This is a genomic window from Enterobacter sp. SLBN-59 (assembly GCF_024807915.1).
In the GTDB taxonomy this organism is placed as follows: domain Bacteria; phylum Pseudomonadota; class Gammaproteobacteria; order Enterobacterales; family Enterobacteriaceae; genus Enterobacter; species Enterobacter asburiae_B.
In genome coordinates this window covers 930,238-950,848 of sequence record NZ_JANUFI010000001.1, presented here as the reverse complement: position 1 = coordinate 950,848, position 20,611 = coordinate 930,238, and the positions used below count along the sequence as shown (strand labels likewise).

Annotated in this window: 17 protein-coding genes; 9 read left to right on the top strand and 8 right to left on the bottom strand. The window is 55.5% G+C overall.

From position 1 onward, the window contains the following. Positions 1-98 precede the first annotated feature (98 nt). On the top strand, positions 99-1,562 hold the full coding sequence (locus M2422_RS04415) for a mannitol dehydrogenase family protein (protein WP_064672414.1): 1,464 nt from the start codon (positions 99-101) through the stop codon (positions 1,560-1,562). A 43-nt stretch (positions 1,563-1,605) separates the two neighbouring features. Here the strand turns inward: M2422_RS04415 and ydfZ are convergent, their stop codons facing one another. Beyond that, on the bottom strand, positions 1,606-1,809 hold the full coding sequence (ydfZ, locus tag M2422_RS04410; RefSeq protein WP_014883679.1) for a putative selenium delivery protein YdfZ: 204 nt from the start codon (positions 1,807-1,809) through the stop codon (positions 1,606-1,608). Between the two features lie 288 nt (positions 1,810-2,097). Between ydfZ and M2422_RS04405 the strand changes: the two genes are divergently transcribed. Next, complete coding sequence (locus M2422_RS04405) at positions 2,098-2,529, top strand: universal stress protein (RefSeq protein WP_033145406.1); 432 nt, start codon at positions 2,098-2,100, stop codon at positions 2,527-2,529. Between the two features lie 33 nt (positions 2,530-2,562). On the opposite strand, the gene M2422_RS04400 is transcribed toward M2422_RS04405, so the two are convergent. Continuing rightward, positions 2,563-3,249, bottom strand: coding sequence for a GntR family transcriptional regulator (locus M2422_RS04400; protein WP_058840691.1), 687 nt, complete (start codon positions 3,247-3,249; stop codon positions 2,563-2,565). 91 nt (positions 3,250-3,340) lie between these two features. Then, positions 3,341-4,087, bottom strand: coding sequence for a bifunctional NADP-dependent 3-hydroxy acid dehydrogenase/3-hydroxypropionate dehydrogenase YdfG (gene ydfG / locus M2422_RS04395; RefSeq protein ID WP_023311558.1), 747 nt, complete (start codon positions 4,085-4,087; stop codon positions 3,341-3,343). Between the two features lie 142 nt (positions 4,088-4,229). Between ydfG and dcp the strand changes: the two genes are divergently transcribed. Together dcp and M2422_RS04385 are read left to right on the top strand one after the other, a co-directional pair. Beyond that, positions 4,230-6,263, top strand: a complete 2,034-nt coding sequence (gene dcp, locus M2422_RS04390; protein ID WP_064672415.1) for a peptidyl-dipeptidase Dcp — start codon at positions 4,230-4,232, stop codon at positions 6,261-6,263. A 319-nt stretch (positions 6,264-6,582) separates the two neighbouring features. Continuing rightward, positions 6,583-9,165 (top strand): EAL domain-containing protein, encoded by a 2,583-nt coding sequence (locus M2422_RS04385; protein WP_064672416.1) that lies wholly within the window; start codon positions 6,583-6,585, stop codon positions 9,163-9,165. Positions 9,166-9,266: 101 nt separating this feature from the next. Here M2422_RS04385 and uspF read toward each other — a convergent pair whose 3' ends face one another. Beyond that, positions 9,267-9,701, bottom strand: a complete 435-nt coding sequence (uspF, locus tag M2422_RS04380; protein ID WP_023292544.1) for a universal stress protein UspF — start codon at positions 9,699-9,701, stop codon at positions 9,267-9,269. A 244-nt stretch (positions 9,702-9,945) separates the two neighbouring features. Then, positions 9,946-10,617, bottom strand: a complete 672-nt coding sequence (locus tag M2422_RS04375) for an MgtC family protein (protein ID WP_033145409.1) — start codon at positions 10,615-10,617, stop codon at positions 9,946-9,948. A 456-nt stretch (positions 10,618-11,073) separates the two neighbouring features. Here M2422_RS04375 and M2422_RS04370 point away from each other — a divergent pair, with 456 nt between their 5' ends. After that, the gene (locus M2422_RS04370; protein ID WP_064672417.1) at positions 11,074-12,282 is read left to right on the top strand and encodes an MFS transporter; all 1,209 of its coding nucleotides are present in this window, start codon (positions 11,074-11,076) and stop codon (positions 12,280-12,282) included. 19 nt (positions 12,283-12,301) lie between these two features. Here the strand turns inward: M2422_RS04370 and M2422_RS04365 are convergent, their stop codons facing one another. Then, positions 12,302-13,291, bottom strand: a complete 990-nt coding sequence (locus M2422_RS04365) for a 2-hydroxyacid dehydrogenase (RefSeq protein ID WP_058840686.1) — start codon at positions 13,289-13,291, stop codon at positions 12,302-12,304. 210 nt (positions 13,292-13,501) lie between these two features. On the opposite strand from M2422_RS04365, the gene M2422_RS04360 reads away from it, so the two are divergent. The 3 genes from M2422_RS04360 to M2422_RS04350 are packed head-to-tail and all read left to right on the top strand — an operon-like array spanning position 13,502 to position 16,654. After that, a complete protein-coding gene (locus tag M2422_RS04360) occupies positions 13,502-16,141 on the top strand; it encodes a YdbH family protein (RefSeq protein ID WP_064672418.1) in 2,640 nt (879 codons plus the stop codon). Beyond that, entirely contained in the window at positions 16,138-16,329 is a 192-nt protein-coding gene (locus M2422_RS04355) for a YnbE family lipoprotein (RefSeq protein WP_014169918.1), read from the top strand. Before M2422_RS04360 ends, M2422_RS04355 begins: the two co-directional genes overlap by 4 nt. A gap of 7 nt (positions 16,330-16,336) precedes the next feature. Next, positions 16,337-16,654: a YdbL family protein gene (locus tag M2422_RS04350; protein ID WP_064672419.1), complete on the top strand. Its 318-nt coding sequence runs from the start codon at positions 16,337-16,339 to the stop codon at positions 16,652-16,654. On the opposite strand, the gene feaR is transcribed toward M2422_RS04350, so the two are convergent. Next, the gene (feaR, locus tag M2422_RS04345) at positions 16,655-17,563 is read right to left on the bottom strand and encodes a transcriptional regulator FeaR (protein WP_064672420.1); all 909 of its coding nucleotides are present in this window, start codon (positions 17,561-17,563) and stop codon (positions 16,655-16,657) included. Positions 17,564-17,804: 241 nt separating this feature from the next. On the opposite strand from feaR, the gene M2422_RS04340 reads away from it, so the two are divergent. Continuing rightward, positions 17,805-19,304, top strand: a complete 1,500-nt coding sequence (locus M2422_RS04340; RefSeq protein WP_064672421.1) for an aldehyde dehydrogenase family protein — start codon at positions 17,805-17,807, stop codon at positions 19,302-19,304. 136 nt (positions 19,305-19,440) lie between these two features. Here the strand turns inward: M2422_RS04340 and M2422_RS04335 are convergent, their stop codons facing one another. After that, positions 19,441-20,547 (bottom strand): GGDEF domain-containing protein, encoded by a 1,107-nt coding sequence (locus tag M2422_RS04335; protein ID WP_064672422.1) that lies wholly within the window; start codon positions 20,545-20,547, stop codon positions 19,441-19,443. Between the last annotated feature and the right edge of the window lie 64 nt (positions 20,548-20,611).

Here is a 20,611-nt window from a genome sequence, read left to right as displayed (position 1 = left end):
TTTACCCCAACTGCCATTCTAGTTGGTGTAGTCAGCAGGCGCCGCCGCTTCAGAGGAGCGGCAGCGGTCCACGACTTTCTAATTAACGAGTCTTAATCATGGAAAACACCTTATTACAGGCCAACGCGACGCTGCCTCAGTACGATCGCGACAGCCTTCAACCACGGGTTGTTCATTTGGGTTTTGGCGCCTTTCACCGGGCGCATCAGGCGGTGTACGCCGACATTCTCGCGGCTGAGCACGGCAGCGACTGGGGCTACTGTGAGGTTAACCTGATTGGCGGCGAGCAGCAGATTGCCGATCTGAACGCGCAGGATAATCTTTATACCGTGGCGGAGATGTCTGCCGACGCATGGACATCCCGCGTGGTTGGCGTGGTTAAAAAAGCGCTGCATGCGCAGGTTGACGGGCTGGAAAGCGTGCTGGCGGCGATGTGCGAACCGCAGGTGGCGATTGTCTCGCTGACCATCACCGAGAAAGGGTACTGCCATTCACCGGCGACAGGACAACTGATGCTCGATCACCCGTTTATCGTCGCCGACCTGCAAAACCCGCACCAGCCGAAATCCGCGCCGGGCGTGGTGGTGGAAGCGCTGGCGCGTCGCAAAGCGGCGGGTCTGCCCGCGTTTAGCGTGATGTCCTGCGACAACATGCCGGAGAACGGACACGTGATGCGCAATGTGACCTGCGCGTACGCCCGGGCCGTAGACGGCGAGCTGGCGGACTGGATCGAGGCTAACGTCACCTTCCCGTCAACCATGGTGGATCGTATCGTGCCGGCGGTTACGCCCGATACGCTGGATAAAATTGAGCAGCTGACCGGCGTGCGTGACCCGGCGGCAGTCGCCTGTGAACCGTTCCGCCAGTGGGTGATCGAAGATAACTTTGTGGCAGGACGTCCAGAGTGGGAAAAGGCCGGAGCCGAGCTGGTGTCAGACGTGATCCCGTTTGAAGAGATGAAGCTGCGCATGCTCAACGGCAGCCACTCGTTCCTGGCGTACCTGGGCTATCTGGCCGGTTACCCGCATATCAACGACTGTATGGAAGATGAGAACTACCGCTTCGCCGCGCGCGCGCTGATGCTTAACGAGCAGGCGCCCACGCTGAAAGTGAAGGGCGTTGATTTAGGTCGCTATGCCGATCTCCTGATAGCTCGCTACAGCAACCCGGCCCTGCACCACAGGACATGGCAAATCGCGATGGACGGCAGCCAGAAGCTCCCGCAGCGTATGCTGGACTCCGTGCGCTGGCACCTGGTGCACCAGAAACCTTTCCCGCTGCTGGCGCTGGGGGTGGCTGGCTGGATGCGTTATGTCGGCGGCGTGGACGAGCAGGGTAACGCCATCGACGTGAGCGATCCGCAGCTGGCGGTGATTCAGGCGGCGGTGAACGAAAGTGCGGAAGGCGAAAGCCGGGTCAATGCGCTGCTCGGCATTGAGGCCATCTTTGGTAACGAGTTACCGCAGGAGCCGCGCTTTGTGGCTGCGGTGATGGCCGCGTACCGGTCGTTGCTGCAACAGGGCGCGAAAGCGACCGTCGCGCAGTACGCGTCTCAACGGTAGTTCAGCACATGCCGCCGTGCGCGGCGGCATGTCTGCGCACAGCTTAGTGCATCCCCAGGCGAATCAGCTCAATCGGTTCGAACTTACCTTCGCATCCTTCCACTTCAACCGTTTTGCTGCGGCGCACCTGCGCGGCATCCAGCCCGTCGCTGTGGATCGCTTTAATCACGCCAGTTTTGCCCGTGCCGCTAATCATGACGCGGCTGCCGGTGGTGATTGCATTGCGGTTACGGTCGTATGTCATCATGGTATTTTCTCCTCTCTAACCTGTTCGTTACGGCGCTATTTCGGGTTATGCCGTTCACGGGGCATATAAATACGCCTGTCCGCGCTTCATGTTTTTGTTTTTGATCAAACTCACACTTTTTTCTTTATTTCGTCGGGAGCTGACGGTTCAGGACGGTAATTTACAAAGTGGACCGTTATTTTCATTAATTGATAGTTTCGACAGGGAAGCGTTGAGGGTTGGTTTATATTCCGGATGTCATCCTGTGTGCAGGAAATAACCCTTTCATTGGAATAAGGAGTCAGGCTTATGTATAAGAACATTTTGATGCCTGTAGACGTTTTTGAAATGGATTTGAGCGACAAAGCGGTTCGCCACGCGGCAAGCCTTGCGAAGGCTGAGGGCGCGTCGATCACCCTGGTCAATATTCTGCCTGCCAGCAGCCGGTCTCTGCTGCGCGGTTTCAACGCCGATATAAAAAAGTTTGAAGAGTATATGACCGCAGAATCCGGCAAGAAAATGAACGAGTTAAAAAGACTGTTCGATATTGCCCCTGAGAATATTCACAGCATGGTGCGTTTTGGCAACGTCCGGGATGAAATTATCAAGCTGAGCAAGGAGGGGAAATATGATGCGATTGTCATCGGGTCGAAAAATCCGAGCATCTCCACGCATCTGCTGGGTTCAAATGCGGAATCTATTCTGCGCTACGCCACGATCCCGGTGTTAGTCGTTCGCTAATCACCTCGCCGCACCCGAAAGGGGCGGCGCATATTACTCTTCGCTAAACCACTCGCTATTTTCCTGACGAATAAGCTGCACGGATTCGCTAATTTCCTGCAGATGCAGCGTCATCGCTTTTTCCACACCATCCGGGTCGCGTTTTTCCAGCGCGCTGAAAATATCATGATGCTGTCGGAGCAGCATTTCCGGCGGGGAGACGTGATCGAGGCTCATATAGCGCACGCGGTCAATGGTGGCCTTGATGTTCTCGATGGTGTCCCAGGCCAGCTGACAATCCGCGATCTGCGCCAGCTTCTGGTGGAATTCATCATCAAGCTGGAAGAAATCATTGAGCTGCTTACGGTCAATCGCAATACGCTGCTGGTGCAGGTTCTTCTCCAGCTGGTAACACTGGTTGTCGTTGATAAGCGTTGCGGCGCGGCGCGCCACCGCGCATTCAATGGCCTGGCGAACGAAACAGCCGTTGCGTACCTGAGAGAGTGAAATTTTGTTCACGTAGCTGCCGCGCTGCGGGCGGATCTGAATCAGTCCGTTCTCAGCAAGCTTAATAAAGGCTTCACGTACCGGCTGACGGGAAACGTCAAAACGCACGGAGACCTCTTTTTCAGAAAGCGGCGTTCCCGGTGGGATCAGGCAATGGACAATATCACGTCGCAAAATGCGATAGATTTGCTGGTTAACGGGCTGGGTGGGGTTGAGTTGCGATTCAGCGGCCATGAGTTGTCATTTCTCAGAGAGTTAGCCTGAACATACTACCATTCTTTTATAACCCGAAACAGACCCGGCCCGCAGGCCGGGAAGGGCAGAGTTAGCCACGATGGACGCTAAGTCCGGCAAAACTCTGGCTGACGGGCATCATTTCCACGGTATTGATGTTGACGTGTTTTGGCAGCGTCGCCACCCACCAGACCGTTTCGGTCACATCTTCCGGCGTCAGCGCGTTCGCATTTTCGTAGGTTTTGCCCGCTTTCGCGTCATCGCCTTTGAAACGCACGTTGGAAAACTCGGTGCCGCCCACCAGGCCCGGCTCGATATCGGTAACGCGAATGGCGGTGCCGTGCAGGTCGGTACGCAGGTTAAGGCTGAACTGGCGCACAAACGCTTTCGTCGCGCCATAGACGTTGCCGCCCGCGTAAGGCCAGCTTCCTGCGGTGGAGCCGATGTTGATAATGTGGCCGCGGTTGCGCTCGACCATGCCCGGCAGCACCGCGCGGGTCATATAGACCAGCCCTTTGTTGTTGGTGTCGATCATGTTTTCCCAGTCTTCCACGCTGGCTTTGTGGGCGGGCTCCATGCCCAGCGCCAGACCGGCATTGTTAACCAGCACGTCGATGGCGCGCCACTCGGCGGGCAGGTTGGCAATCATCTCTTCAATGGCCGCGCGGTTACGCACGTCCAGCTGCGCGGTCAGGATGCTGTCGCCTAATTCGTCCTTCAGCTCCTGAAGGCGCTCCTGACGACGGCCCGTGGCAATAACCTTGTGCCCGTTGGCGACGAAGCGACGCGTGATGCTTTCACCAAAACCTGCCGTTGCCCCGGTAACTAAAATAATCATCTCACTGTTCCTCAACGCTTTTTGTGTTGTACTAACATAGCACGGCCGCAGAGGGTGCGTTAAGGCAACATTTGTATGACGGCGTTGCAGGGGATGGCGGCCTGGCCTACTCTGGGAAGATACCCGTACTCAGGAGCGAAAGATGACGGCCGCAAATCCCTTTTTTGACATCAGCCTGCTGCCTTACCAGGCCCCCCATTTTGATGAAATCAACGATAGCCACTATCGCCCGGCCTTCGATGAAGCGCTTCGCCAGAAGCGGGCGGACGTAGACGCCATTGTGTTCCAAACCGCTGCGCCGGACTTCACCAACACCGTGCTGGCGCTGGAGAAAAGCGGCGCTTTGCTCTCGCGCGTCAGCAGCGTGTTCTTCGCTATGACCTCCGCACACACCAATGCGTACCTGCAGGAGCTTGAGGAGCAGTTCTCCACCGAGCTTGCCGCGCTGGCAAACGACATCTGGCTGAATGACACCCTTTTCGCCCGCGTGGAGAGCGTCTGGCAGGACCGTGCCGCGCTGGACGCCGAATCCCGTCGGCTGGTCGAGGAGACGTATCAGCAGTTTATTCTGGCCGGCGCGCGTCTCAATGAAACGGAAAAAGCCGAGCTGAAGGCGCTGAATACCGAGGCGGCGACCCTGACCAGCCAGTTCAATCAGCGTCTGCTGGCTGCCGATAAAACGGGTGGGCTGGTGGTGGATTACGCGCACCAGCTTGACGGGCTCAGCGCCAGCGAGATCGCCGACGCGGCGCAGGCTGCCGCGGATCGAGGGTTAAACGACCGCTGGCTGATCCCGCTTCTGAACACAACTCAGCAGCCCGCGCTTTCCGCGCTGCGCAATCGTCAGACCCGTGAAAATCTGTTCAACGCAGGCTGGACGCGCACCCAGAAAGGGGATGAAAACGACACTCGCGAGCTGATCCTCCGCCTTACGGCGCTGCGCGCCCGGCAGGCCCGCCTGCTGGGATTTGACGATTACGCCAGCTGGAGTATCGCCGACCAGATGGCGAAAACCCCGGACGCCGCGCTGGAATTTATGCGCGGCATTGTGCCCGCCGCCCGCGCCCGGGCAGAGCGCGAGCAGGCCGATATTCAGAAAGTGATTGATGACGAGCAGGGCGGTTTCACCGTACAGGCCTGGGACTGGGCCTTTTATGCCGAGCGCGTGCGTCAGGCAAAATATGCCCTCGATGAATCGCAAATCAAACCCTATTTTGCGCTCAATACCGTTTTGCACGACGGCGTATTCTGGGCCGCAAGCCAGCTGTTTGGCATCCGCTTTGTGGAGCGTTTCGATATTCCGGTGTATCACCCGGACGTCCGCGTCTGGGAAATTTTCGACCACACCGGTGAGGGCATGGCGCTATTTTACGGCGACTTCTTTGCCCGCGATTCCAAGCAGGGCGGGGCCTGGATGGGGAATTTCGTCGAGCAATCCTTCGAGCTTGCTGCCCGTCCGGTGATCTACAACGTCTGTAATTACCAAAAACCGGCTAACGGCGGCGTTGCGCTTCTCTCCTGGGATGACGTGATCACCCTGTTCCACGAGTTTGGCCATACGCTGCACGGTCTGTTTGCCAGCCAGCGTTTCGCCACGCTCTCCGGGACCAATACGCCGCGCGATTTCGTTGAATTCCCGTCGCAGATCAACGAACACTGGGCCAGCCATCCACAGGTATTTACCCACTACGCCCGCCATTACGAAACCGGTGAACCGATGCCGGACGCGCTGCGGGAAAGCATGCTCAACGCGACCCATTTCAACAAGGGTTATGACATGACGGAGCTGCTGGCTGCCGCGCTGCTGGACATGAACTGGCACGGGATTAGCGAAGCCGTTTCGAGCGTAGACGCGTTTGAAGCGGCAGCACTGAAAAAAGAGGGGCTGGATCTGCCCGCCGTACCGCCGCGCTATCGCAGCAGCTATTTTGCCCATATTTTCGGCGGCGGCTACGCGGCGGGATATTACGCCTACCTGTGGACGCAAATGCTGGCGGACGATGGCTATCAGTGGTTTGTCGAACAGGGCGGCCTGACTCGTGAAAACGGGCAAATATTCCGCGAGGCGATTTTGTCCCGTGGTAACAGCACGGATCTGGCAGAACTTTATCGGCAGTGGCGCGGGCACGATCCGAAGATTGAACCGATGCTGGAAAATCGCGGGTTGAGCGAATAGAGCCAGTCTCGTCAGAAAAAAGAACCGGGCTTTACGCCCGGTTTTTTTATAGGCTCCAACGTGCTTGTAACGTCTTCTGCAAAAACTGTTTTAATATGTTTTCTTTATAAATAAAACAGGTGAGATTAAAACTTACTTCGAACAGTATATTTAATTAGCCAAGATTAGGCTTTAAATCAATTAATGGTTAATAGTTTGTTCTGGATTGTAAAAATAAAAATCTTTAGCTTCGGATTTTTAGCTATAAATTTTTGTTATTTTGTGCCGATAAATGAAAGTGGCATAAAAATCGACGCAGTAGCAGTTAAGAAGGCGAAAGATGACCCTACCTCTGAACAATCCGGGCTTCACGGACACCGAGCCTTCTAAAGGCCTGATAAATAAAACCTTTACCTATATTGTAACGTTGTTGATAAGTATTTTTATTGCGGCAATAATTTCCCTGCTAATAATAAAAGATAATGTGAATGAAATCAGCGACAAGCACGATGAATTTTTGTTAAGGAAAGCCCTGGAGACCCGCCAGGAGAGCATGCGAAGTCATTTGAAAGATAATGCCGAGTGGGGAGATGCCTACAAACATCTTCATCTGAACAATGACGTTCACTGGGCATGGGATAAGCAGAACCTGGGTAAGTCCCTGTATGACAACTTTGGCTACGAAGGGGTGTTTGTTCTCTCTCCAGAAGGGAGTACGCGATACAGCGTCGTTGACGGGAAACTGAAGCTGCAGGAGCTGGAGAGCTGGTTAGACAAATCAACCAAAGACCGTTTACTCCATGAGTTGAGTATAAAAAAGGGAGTGCCGGTTTCTGTGCTAGCGCTTATCGATTCCGTGCCGGCCATTGTTTCTGCGCAATGGATAACGACGGGCGATGATGCGAGCGTGCAAACCATGCCCGGAAAACCGTCGACAATGGTGTTTATAGACAAGTTAACGGCTAAAAAACTCCTCACGATTGGGCAGGATGACGGCATCCAGAACGTTCGTACTTCACCTGATACAGCCACTTCTCAAATAAATAATCAGACGGAATTTACCTTAAGCACACAGAATGGAGATGTGAAAATTATCTGGGACGGTGAAAATCCCGGCCAGGCGTTAATAATTTATTTTTTGCCATTACTCATTCTCTCCGTCGTTCTGACGGTATCGATGACGGTTATATTGATGCGCCATATTATGCACAAGGCGAGAATGCTTGACGAAAATACGTTTCTCCTTGAGCAGGCGCGGTTGAATCTTATTACGAGTGAAAAAAGATTCCGGGACGTCAGTGAAACAACCAGCGACTGGTTCTGGGAAACAGATTTATCGTTAAGGATAACGTGGCTATCGGGTCGTTTTTCTACAATAACGGGATATGAAAATAGCAAATGGATAGGCCGCAGGTTGGATGAACTCTTTCCGGCGACAGGCGGATTATCACATGACTGCGCCGGGCAGCGGGATTTAACCGAACGCTTTGAATTTAAAAACTGTCCTTATACTCACGCGCAAAAAAACACGTCATATTGCACGCTTCTGGCAAAGTTTTCTGCTCAGCCTGATGGAACGGTGGTGTTGCGAGGCGCGGCAACCGACGTCTCTCAGGAAGTAGAAGCAACAAAACGCGTGGAGTTCCTGTCACGCCATGATGAATTAACCGGTCTGCCGAACCGGTATCATATTAAGGAATTTCTGGCAGGCCAGTTGGCGAAAGAAGACCTTAACCGTTATCCGTTTGCCATGATTTGCCTTGATTTAGACAAGTTTAAACCCGTCAATGATATTTTCGGGCACTCCACCGGCGATGCCCTGCTTGGCGAGGTCGCTTCACGTCTTAAAAATTGCGTTCGTCGGGGTGATTTTGTCGCACGGCAGGGAGGGGATGAATTTATGCTGCTCCTCGGCAACACCAGCCAGCAAGACCAGATTGAGGAGGTGTGTCGTCGTATCGTGCAAGAACTTAACCGTCCTTTCGCCATTGAGGGCAATGATGTGGCGATAGGCGTAAGCATGGGCATTGCGCTGGCTCCCCGGGATAGCAGCAGCGCAAACGATCTTCTACGCTACGCGGATATTGCGCTGTATCAGGCGAAACAATCCGGCAGAAACCGATGGGTCTATTATCGCCCGGATATGTCGGAAAAGTTGACCGAACGCAGGAAACTGGAATTAGAACTCAAGACCGCGATTCGCGAAGAACAGCTCTACCTGGTTTACCAGCCGCGTTATAACCTCCGGTATTCTAAAATTGAGGCCGTCGAAGCGCTGGTACGCTGGCAGCACCCGGCTCGGGGGACCATAATGCCCGATCAGTTTATCCCGCTGGCAGAAGAAACCGGGCTGATTATTAGCCTGAGCAACTGGGTCATACGCAAAGCCTGTACGGAGACGAAAGACAAATTGCCGGGATTATCGGTCTCCGTCAATATTTCTGCTATCGAATTCCAGGCAAGCGATCTTGCCGAAAGAATAAAAGAGATCCTTCACGAAACGGGGCTTGAATCCAACCGGCTGGAAATTGAAGTCACTGAAAACGTTACGCTTTCCGACCCGGAAAAAACCTTGCAGACCATGAAGTCTCTCAAAAGAATGGGCGTCCGCATTCTGATTGACGATTTCGGTACCGGCTATGCCTCTCTGAGCTATCTGCGGAAGTTTCAGTTTGACGGGCTTAAGCTCGACAAGAGCTTTATTTTTACCCTCGGTGACTCGCCGCAGAACCAGTCAGTCGTGGAGAAAATTATCGACCTGGGAAAAGCCTATTCCATGGCGGTAACCGCAGAAGGGGTGGAGACCGTCGAACAGCTGTCTTTTCTGAAAAAAAATAAATGTGATGAAGTTCAGGGCTACCTGCTTGGAAAACCGGCCGCCATTACGGACTTAAATTTAAACGCCAACAGAGTAAATCTCTAAATCGCGTTTTCACTCAGGAAAGCGCAAATGAAAAACCGGGCTTCTCGCCCGGTTTTTGTTATCCGCTCTCCGTTCGTATCCACGATCGTAAACGCCGCTTTCTATCTTACGACCAGGACAGGGCATTTCGCATGCCGAACCACTGCCGCAGCGTTCGAACCCAACAGATACGTCGATATGTCAGGTTTGTGGGAAGCGATGATAATCAGGTCGGCATCGATCGTGTCAGCGAGCTTAAGGATTTGATCTTTTGGAGAGCCCGTCACGGCGTGAGTCTGTATCTTGTCTGGAGGAATTTTGAATTGCTTAACGATTTCATCCAGCTTCGCTAAGGCCGCGTGCTGGAACTCTTTCAGCTTCGGCATTTCAACCGAATAGGCCAGGCCTAATGATGAATAATACGGAAGCGATGGAATGACGGTAAGAAAGTGAACTTTAGCTGTGTTAAGTGCTGTATGTGCCTGAACGAAGGGGATAACCATGTGCGTCAGGCTATCCTCTGAAATGTCAATTGGAACCAAAATTGAGTTATACATTTGTCCCTCCTGAGTGTTTTTCACACAATTCAGGGTAGACCGTTAATTTCAGGAAAACAGAGAGCAAGCTGTCATAACGGGGACAAATTTCGGTTATGTGATAGGCGTACAGTCGAACCTGCCCTGATCTCGTCAACGTGGCGTGACAACGAACAGGGGCATTCGGGGATGAATCTCTCCGCGTCACGGTCCGTTTTCTGCAAAACGCCAAAGCCTCAACCGGGCGCAAGGCCCGGTACCTTGTTCATATTGCGTGACAGCTGACGGACGCGATAATTTTATTCCCGCCCATATTCCCCATAATCAGATCGAGTAATTTTCGGTATTCCTCCCGGGTCATCACTTCCGCCCGAATTTCAGTTTTACCTTCTGCTTGCGCCGTAGCGGAATAAATCGCTTTCAGACTTAACGTCAACTCTTTCGCCATATTTACGACGCTCTGCCGCACCGCATCTTCATGCTCATCATTGCAGGTGATTTTAAGTACATAGCATTTTTCGCCTTCATGGAGCACAGGCAGTTGATTAATTCGCTGCGCGGCTTCGCGAAGCAATATGTTAGCGCAGAGAATAATTAGGCTGGCCATGGCGGCATTCCAGAACTGGCCTAATCCGCATAGCACGCCAATTCCGGCCGAGCACCACAGCGTTGCGGCGGTGTTTAAACCACGAATATTCATTCCTTCACGCATAATGACGCCAGCGCCAAGAAAGCCGATTCCGGAGACGATCTGCGCTGCGATACGCCCCGGGCTATCAGGAGAAGTCGATACCGAACTTAAAATGAACACTGCCGCACCCGTGGCAACCAGTGCATTGGTACGAAGTCCGGCCATACGCTGGCGCCACTGTCTTTCCGCGCCAATAATTGCGCCCAGCAGCATCGCTGCGAGCAGATGAGAGATATAAGGGAACATCAGCCTGTCGCCTGTTAACGTTATTAAATAATAAGCGTCAGTGCTTTGCTAAGCACATCATAACGCCGTTTAAATGCTAAACGTGTCAGGACGACGGTGGCGGAAAGAGTGAATGTGTAAACATGAACATGCGATGCCCCACAAATTGAGTGGTTTTACTATTTCGGGATACAATCGCTTAAAGAGGATTGCTGCCCACCGTTTCAGGTAAGCAGCGAGGAAATCGCGCTAGCTTACCTTCGTATCAACAATAAAATAACTTTCCAACGAAGGACTCCTGTGAAAATTTATTGCCAGTATAGTCAGGGTCGATAATGAGTAAAGCGAAAAAAAAGCCTCCGTTATGAATTGTTTAAGTTCGCAAGGCATATTTTTTAAGACGTCATCTGATTTTAAAAAATACCCGCTATACTACATTTCCTTTTTTACAGGCGATAACAGACAAAGGCAGGAAGTATGTCTCTTCGTTCGCTGCGGGCATTATGCCTGACAAGTTTTTTCATCGCGGATGTCCGCGATGGCCTCGGTCCTTTTCTCGGTATTTTTCTGACCGAACGCCACTGGGCTCCCGATGATATCGGCATCCTGATGACGGCCGGTGGGCTGGCGGGATTACTGGCCACGCTGCCGGCGGGATTCATCACCGACACCTCACGCAGCAAGCGGACCGTGCTGGCGCTGGTGTGCCTGCTCATCACCCTTAGCACGCTCCTGCTCTGGTTTAGCCAGCAGAGCGCTGTTGTCGCCGTTTCGCAAATTGTCTCCGGCATCTGCGCGGCGTTTGTTGGGCCGCTGATCGCCGGGATTACCCTGGGGCTGACCGGCCAGAGCGGGTTCAGCGCGCAGATGGGCAAAAATGAGGCGTTCAATCACGGCGGCAACTTTGTTACCGCACTGATTGCAGGGGGCATTGCGTGGTACTGGGGCGTCGGCGGGATTTTCCTGCTGATGACCTGTACGACGCTGTTAACGCTCTGTGCGCTGCTTGCCATTCGCAACGGGGATATCGATAACGACGCGGCGAGGGGGCTCTCTTCTTCAGCGAGCCTGCCGGTTCCCGGCTTTGCCGTGCTGATTAAAAACCGGGCGCTGTTAGTGACCGGACTGACGCTGCTGCTGTTTCACCTGGCGAACGCCGCGCTGCTGCCGATGCTGAGCATGAGGGTGGCCGCCGCGCCCGCCTCGATCAACCCCGGTTTGTACGCGGCGGGCACCGTTATCATCTCTCAGGCCGTGATGATCCCCGTTGCCATCTGGGTCGCCCACCGAATAGACCGCTACGGCTACTGGCGCTTAATTATGCTGGCGCTGCTGGTGATGCCGGTGCGCGCAGCGCTGGCGGCGTCTACGGACGCGCCGCTCATGATGATCCCGGTACAAATTCTCGACGGGCTGGCCGCAGGGATCCTGGGCGTCGCGGTACCGTCGTTTATCGTGGTGCTGTTGCGCGGGAGCGGGCACGTCAATGCCGGGCAGAGTGTGGTGATGCTGATGCAGGGGGTTGGGGCATCCATGAGCCCAGCGTTAACCGGCACGATTGCCGGTCATTACTCATTTGCCACGGCATTCAGTGTTCTGAGCGCGATTGCGCTGGTGGCCGTCCTGCTCTGGTGGTGCTTTGCGCACCGGACCTGGGAAACTGACAGTACGCCGGGTGGGGCATAGCCGCCACCCGGCGTCACGCTTACGCCAGTTCGTTAGGGCACGCTTCGCCCTTTTCCAGCTGCTGCAGGTTACCCAGCGTGGTTTCTGAAATGCTGATCAGCGCTTCGGCAGTCAGAAACGCCTGGTGTCCGGTAAACAGCACGTTATGACAGGCTGACAGGCGGCGGAACACGTCGTCCTGGATCACATCATTCGACTTGTCTTCAAAGAACAGATCGCGTTCGTTCTCGTACACGTCCATTCCCAGCGCGCCAATTTTCTGGGTTTTCAGCGCTTCGATAGCGGCCTGAGAGTCAACGAGCCCGCCGCGGCTGGTGTTGATGATCATCACGCCATCTTTCATCTGGTCAAACGCCGCCTGGTTAAGCAGGTGGTAGTTCTCCGGCGTCAGCGGGCAGTGCAGGGAGATCACGTCAGACTGGGAGAACAGGGTCGGCAGGTCGACGTATTCCACGCCCAGCTCCAGCGCAGCGGCGCTCGGGTATGGATCGAACGCCAGCAGACGCATGCCGAAGCCTTTCAGAATGCGCAGGGCGGCGACGCCGATTTTACCGGTGCCGATCACGCCCGCGGTTTTGCCGTACATGGTAAAGCCGGTCAGCCCTTCCAGAGAGAAGTTGGCATCACGGGTACGCTGATAAGCGCGGTGAATACGACGGTTGAGCGACATCATCATGCCAATTGCATGTTCCGCGACCGCTTCCGGGGAGTACGCCGGGACGCGCACCACCCTCAGACCCAGCTCTTTCGCCGCGTCGAGGTCCACGTTATTAAAGCCCGCGCAGCGCAGGGCGATATACTTCACGCCCTGTTTTTTCAACTCTTCCAGCACCGGACGACTGCCGTCGTCGTTAACAAAAATGCAGACGCCTTCACAGCCGTGCGCCGTTTTGGCGGTTTTTTCGGACAGCAGAAAGTCGAAAAATTCAAGCTCAAACCCGTAAGCCTCGTTAACATGTTGCAGATACTTTTTGTCGTACTGCTTTGTGCTATATACCGCGAGTTTCATAAGACTTTCTCCAGTGATTTTGCATTCACGTTAGCATGATTAAAATTATCTTACAATTTCTAAAATATTATTGAATTCAATAAGTTCTATCAATTATTCTAGAGCATCTATCATTAAAAATGGCATTCCCTTCAACTGACTGGCTAAACATGCGACAATGATCGGCACTGCCGGCTTAAATCTTTCGCTAAATCAGGATATTAACTGCCCATGAAGGGTAAATACAAAGCCGCTCTTGCGCTTTTACTGCTGTTCATATTGTTGCCGCTGACGCTGCTGATGACGCTCGCCCAGTGGGTACCGACGCTCGTCGGGATCTGGCTGCCCGTCGGGACGCGCATCGCTTTCGAAGAGAGTCCGAAACTTACCCGCCACGCGCTGGTGATCCCCGATCTTCGCTATCTGGTTGAAGACTGCGAAATTGCCCGCATCGATAACGTGACGCTGTCACATCCGAGCCGCTGGAAGCTGGATATCGGCGCGCTGGATCTTAACTCCGTCTGTCTGAGCAAAATTCCCCAGTCTGCGCCCTCAACGGTCGCCCCCAAAACGCTGGCACAGTGGCAGGCGGTATTACCCAATACCTGGATCACGGTTCACCGTCTGACGCTGTCGCCCTGGCAGCAGTGGCAGGGCGAGCTGCATGCGTCGCTGACGCCGTCCATTCAGGAGATCGCCTATAAAGGCGAGCAGGTCAGCATTAAAGGCACGCTTCGCGGTCAGACGCTCTCGGTCAGCCAGTTCGATGTCCAGCTCCCGGACCAGCCGCAGCCGATTAAGCTGGTGGGCGAGTTTACCTTGCCGCTGGTACCGGATGGCGTGCCGGTGAAGGGCCACGCGGTCGCGACCTTTAACGTGCCACAGTTGACGTCTCTGGTCGATGCCGATCTGGACTGGGAAGACAATCAGGGTCAGCTGGTGGTGATGGCGCGGGATAATCCCGATCCGCTGCTTGACCTGCCGTGGCAGATCACCGCGGAGCAGCTGAACATCAGCGACGGGCGCTGGAACTGGGATCTCTCGGGTATGCCGCTGAGCGGGCGGGTGTCCCTTCGCGCCGACAACTGGCAGCAGGGGCTGGATAAAACCACCCTGACCGGACGGCTGAATATGCTTACCCAGGGTGACGCGGGGAAAGGCAACGCGGTACTGAACATTGGGCCCGGCAGACTCAGCATGGAAAACAGCGACATGCCCCTGCATCTGAGCGGCGAGGCGAAGCAAAACGATCTTATTCTTTACGCCAAATTGCCCGCCACGCTGACCGGCAGCCTGTATGAACCGCAGCTGGCCTTTGAGCCGGGCGCGCTGCTCCGCTCGCGCGGGCGCATCATTGACTCACTCGATATCGATGAAATCCGCTGGCCGCTGGCGGGCGTGAAGCTGACGCAGAAGGGCGTGGACGGTCGTTTACAGGCTATTCTGCGCGCCCATGAAAACCAGATGGGCGATTTTGAACTCCATCTGGACGGTCAGGCCAACGACTTTTTACCTGATAACGGCCTGTGGCAGTGGCGCTACTGGGGGAAAGGCGGTTTCACGCCGATGCATGCCCGCTGGGATGTCGCCGGGAAAGGCGAGTGGCGCGACAATCTTATTGAGCTGACGGCGCTCTCCACCGGTTTTGACAAGCTCCAGTACGGCACGATGGAGGTCAGCAAGCCGCGTCTGGTGCTGGATCAACCGGTGCGTTGGCTGCGTGACCCCGAAAAACCGGCCTTCAGCGGCGCGCTGTCGCTCAACGCCGGGCAAACCCGTTTCTCCGGCGGCAGCGCGTTGCCGCCCTCGGTCCTGACCTTCAGCGTCGACGGCACCGACCCGACCATTTTTCAGTTCAAGGGCGACCTCCATGCGGACAAAATCGGTCCGGTACAGGTGAACGGACGCTGGGATGGCGTGCGCCTTCGCGGGCAGGCCTGGTGGCCAAAACAGTCGCTCACCGTCTTCCAGCCGCTGATCCCGCCGGACTGGAAAATGACGCTGCGCGACGGGGAGCTTTACGCGCAGGTCGCCTTCTCGGCGGCGGCCGATCAGGGCTTTGAGGCCGGTGGGCACGGCGTGCTGAAATCCGGCAGCGCCTGGATGCCGGATAACCAGATTAACGGCGTCGATTTTGTGCTGCCGTTCCGCTTCAGCGAGGGTACCTGGTCTCTCGGCACGCGCGGTCCGGTCACGTTGCGCATAGGCGAAGTGGAAAACCTGGTGACCGCGCGCAACATTACCGCCGATCTACAGGGGGATTATCCCTGGACGGAGGACAATCCGCTGCTTCTCACCAACGTGAAGGTGGAAACCCTCGGCGGGAAGATCACCATGCAGCAGCTGCGGATGCCTCAGCACGATCCGGCCCTGCTGCGCGTGGACAATATCTCTTCGAGCGAGCTGATCAGCGCCGTTAATCCGAAACAGTTTGCCATGTCAGGGCCGGTGAGCGGGGCGCTGCCGTTCTGGCTGGACAATGAAAAATGGATCATTAAAGATGGCTGGCTGACCAACCCGGGGCCAATGACGCTGCGCATCGACAAAGATACGGCCGACGCCATCGTGAAAGATAATATGGTGGCGGGCGCGGCGATTAACTGGCTCCGCTATATGGAAATTTCGCGTTCGTGGACGAAAATCAATTTAGATAATCTGGGTGAATTAACCATGCAGGCGACCATCAAGGGGACCAGCCGGGTGGATGGCAAAAGCAGCTCCGTCAACCTGAACTATACCCATGACGAGAATGTCTTTACCCTCTGGCGCAGCCTGCGCTTTGGGGACAATCTGCAAACCTGGTTTGAGCAACATGCGGCGATACCTGCTCCCCGCAGTTCGACTGGCAAGGAAAGTGAGGAACAACAATGAAAAAGATGGCTGGTGTGCTCACCGTTGCCGTTGCCGCGTTACTGACCGGCTGTACGCCGCGCATTGAAGTCGCTGCGCCAAAGGAGCCGATTACAATTAATATGAATGTCAAAATCGAACATGAAATCCACATTAAGGTCGATAAAGACGTTGAAACCCTGCTGAAATCGCGCAGCGATCTGTTCTGAGGATGCCATGAAACGATTAGCTCTGATTTTACTGGCGCTGGGGATGAACGTGCAGGCGGCTGCGCTGACCTTAAACGATGCCCGGGCGCAGGGGCGCGTGGGGGAAACCCTTAGCGGTTATATTGCCCCGATTCAACAGGATGCGGAAACGCTGGCGCTGGTCAATCGTATCAATGCGGCACGCACGGAAAACTACCAGAAGCTGGCTGACAGCAATAATTTGCCGGTCGATGAGGTGGCCAAAATGGCAGGTCAAAAACTGGTTGCCCGCGCGCAGCCGGGCGAATACGTGAAGGGTATTAACGGAAAATGGCTCAAAAAGTAGCTAGCGGTAGCGCCTGCGGTATTCCCCCGGCGAGACGCCAAAACGCTGCTTAAACGCCGTTGAAAAATGGCTATGGTCGGTGAACCCCCAGCTGTAGCCAATGCCCGCCAGCTTTTCATCATCACCGGCAGCGCGCAGTGCCTGCGCGCAGAGATCCAGACGACGGTTTTTGATGTACTGCGCCACCACCAGCCCCTTCTCGGCAAACATTCGGTAAAGGCTGCGCACGGACATGCCGCTCTCGGCGGCAATCCATTCCGGGCGCAGCGATTCAGACTGAATATGGTCGTCAATCAGCGCCACCACATGCTGGAACTGGCGCTCCTTGCGCGGCTGAATGATTTCACGCTGCTGGAACGCGGGGCGCAGCAGGCAAATCATCGCCTCGAGCGCCGCTTCGCTTTCACGGTCACTCAGGTCGGCATTGCTCATGCTCTCCATCAGCAGGCGATGGCTCAGCTGTACCGTCGGCAAGGTGCGGGAAAGGGCGGTCGCGCAGCTTATCTCCTGGAAACGACACTGCTGCTCAATAATCTGACGGGGAACCAGCAGCGAGATCTGGCGGGATTTTTCCCGCCAGTTGATCGAGCAGGGACGTGACGCGTCAATCAGCGTGATATCACCGGTTCTGAGCAGCGCGCGACGGTCATCCTGCTCAATTTCCGCGCTGCCTTCGAGCTGGAACACAGTATAGAACCAGGCATCATTACTCTGAGCGATCTCCTGACGGGAGCGGAACAGGTTGACGCCGCCTGCGGTCACGGTGCTGAGCTTCAGGCTTCGCGCATAGCTAGTCTCCAGCTCGCCGAAGAATTTCCCCCCGGTGGGCTGCGCGTTAAAATGCCCGCAAACCTGGTTAATTTGCGCCAGCCACTGCTGATACTGTTCCTGCTCGCTTGCACACGCCATCGTTTCTCTCACTGCACCGTCAACGTTTTCGCATTGTTGCATTTGTGTTGCATTTTGTCAGAGCTATGAGGCTGACTATAGGAAAGAACACTCACCGGTAACAGCGATATAAGCGGCAATTATCGCGATTTGCGGAGCCTGTCACAGGTGGCAAAGCGAATGTCACAGAGACAAAAGCGAGAACGCAAAACCCCACTTAGACTGGATGGACACCCTGCGAAGAATAACGAAGGAGTATCCTATGTCTGAATCACTGGTGGCCATTCAGCCTTCCGTACAACAATTTTTAGACCGACAGCATGGCCTGTGGATTGAAGGGCGTCAGGCCGCGTCGGACAGTGAAAAACGGCTGAACGTCTTCAACCCGGCCACGGGCGAGGTCATTGCCTCGACTGCCGATGCCAGCGTCGATGACGTTGACCGTGCCGTCATGTCCGGCTGGCGCGCGTTTGTCGCCCGCAGCTGGGCCGGAAAACTGCCGGCGGAGCGCGAGCGGATCCTGCTTCATTTCGCCGATCTGGTCGAACAGCACAGCGAAGAGCTGGCCCAGCTTGAAACGCTGGAGCAGGGCAAATCCATCAATATTTCCCGCATGTTTGAAGTCGGTTGCACCCTGAACTGGATGCGCTATACCGCCGGACTGACCACCAAAATTTCGGGTAAGACCCTCGACCTTTCCATCCCGCTGCCGCAGGGCGCCCGCTATCAGGCGTGGACGCGTAAGGAGCCGGTTGGCGTGGTGGCCGGGATTGTGCCCTGGAACTTCCCGCTGATGATCGGGATGTGGAAAGTGATGCCTGCGCTGGCCGCGGGCTGCTCTATTGTCATCAAGCCCTCAGAGACCACGCCGCTGACCATGCTGCGCGTGGCGGAACTGGCCAGCGAAGCGGGCATTCCGGACGGAGTGTTCAACGTGGTGACCGGGAGCGGCGCGGTATGCGGCGCAGCGCTGACCTCGCATCCGCATATTGCAAAGGTGAGCTTTACCGGCTCAACGGCGACGGGTAAGCAAATCGCCCGCGCGGCGGCGGACACGCTAACCGGGGTGACTTTGGAGCTGGGCGGGAAAAACCCGGCTATCGTACTGAAAGACGCGGACCCGGCGTGGGTGATCGAAGGCCTGATGACCGGCAGCTTCCTGAACCAGGGGCAGGTGTGCGCGGCGAGCTCGCGCATCTATATTGAAGCGCCGCTGTTTGACACGCTTGTCAGCGGGTTTGAGCAGGCGGTGAAATCCCTGAGCGTCGGGCCGGGCATGTCGCCGGAGGCGTTTATCAACCCGCTGGTGTCGCGCGCGCACTGCGATAAGGTGCAGACCTTCCTTGATGAAGCGAAGTCGCGCAACGCGGAGCTGATCGTCGGTAACCGGGGGCCGGAAGGCAAAGGCTATTACGTTTCGCCTACGCTGGTGGTGAACCCGGATGCCTCACTGCGCCTGACCCGTGAAGAGGTGTTTGGCCCGGTGGTCAACCTGGTACGCGTCGCCGACGGAGAAGAGGCGCTCCAGCTGGCAAACGACAGCGAGTATGGCCTGACGGCCAGCGTCTGGACGCAGAATATCAGCAAGGCGCTGGAATATACCGACCGGCTGCAGGCGGGCACCGTCTGGGTGAACAGCCATACGCTGATTGACGCCAACCTGCCGTTCGGCGGCATGAAGCAGTCCGGCACCGGACGTGACTTTGGTCCGGACTGGCTGGACGGCTGGTGTGAAACCAAATCGGTTTGCGTGCGCTACTAGTAAAAGCAAAAGGCAACCTGGAGGTTGCCTTTTAGTGTTTGTTCCCTCTCCCGTGGGAGAGGGTCAGGGTGAGGGCATCAGGCTGCACCGGGCGAATTTTGTAGGTCGGGTAAGCCGTAGCCGCCACCCGACATGTTTACAGCGACCACCGATCCCGCCCGGCCTCTTTCGCCCGATACAGCGCCGCATCGGCGCGGGCGATGATCTCGGTGCCTGCTAACCCCTCCGCCATGCTCGCAATCCCCATGCTCACGGTGACACGATCGCTAACGGTTGACGCGCTGTGCGGTATAGCTTCTGTACGCAGGCCGTTCTGAATGCGTAAGGCCACCTTTTCTGCGATGTTTTCCGGACAGTTAAACAGGATCACCACAAACTCCTCGCCGCCGTAGCGTGACACCACATCGTCAGGCGTGCGCACCGACTGCTTCAGCACCCGCGCCACGCGGGTCAGGCAGTCGTCACCCGCCTGGTGCCCGTAGGTGTCGTTGTAGCGTTTGAAATAGTCGATATCCAGCATAATCACCGAGAAGGTTTTTTTCTGCTCAACCGCGTTCTCCAGCACCACTTCCATTTTCCGGCGATTGGCGGTTTTGGTTAACGGATCCTGATGCGCCAGCGCATCCAGTCTGGAGATCAGCAGCTGATTTTGCTGATTACGTCGCCAGGCCTCGTCAAACCAGCTCAGCAGGATGAAACGCCCGCAGATCAGGATCAGCGTGAATACGCTCCAGATAGTGGCAAAGCGCAGGTTCAGACCATGATTCAGCACCCAACTGGCAACCGGCAGAGTGAGCCACAGTGGGAGCACGAACGAAAGTAATCCCATCGGGTAAAAATAGAGCGCAGTCAAACCGGACAGTAATAAAATTACGCACAGCGGCCAGACGTGAGGAAGAAGTAGATCGGTGATGAACCAGAAGCTGCACATCGACCAGAAGGTGCTGCAAACAAACAATACCACGCCGATTCCGGCAATGCGCCGCCAGGCCATGATGACCAATGTAACTGACAAAATGATGATGCCCAGCATCGAGGCATCGACAATCCGCGTCAGTTGCCTTGAACCGGGATACAGCATATCGCTGTTCTCCAGCAAAATGTGGCGAAGCAGAATCATCACCGCGAAGCTGATATTCACGAAGGCCAGCCACGGCAGGTTCATCGCCAGCCCGTGCATGACCATAGCATGGCGCGTTGGCCAGGTTGCCCGTTCAAGTGTCGGTTTTTTTCTTTTTTCCATTGACGCTTTTTACCCTTTCTGGCTAACACGTGAAGCAGGAAAGGGCGGACGAACCGCCCTTTTG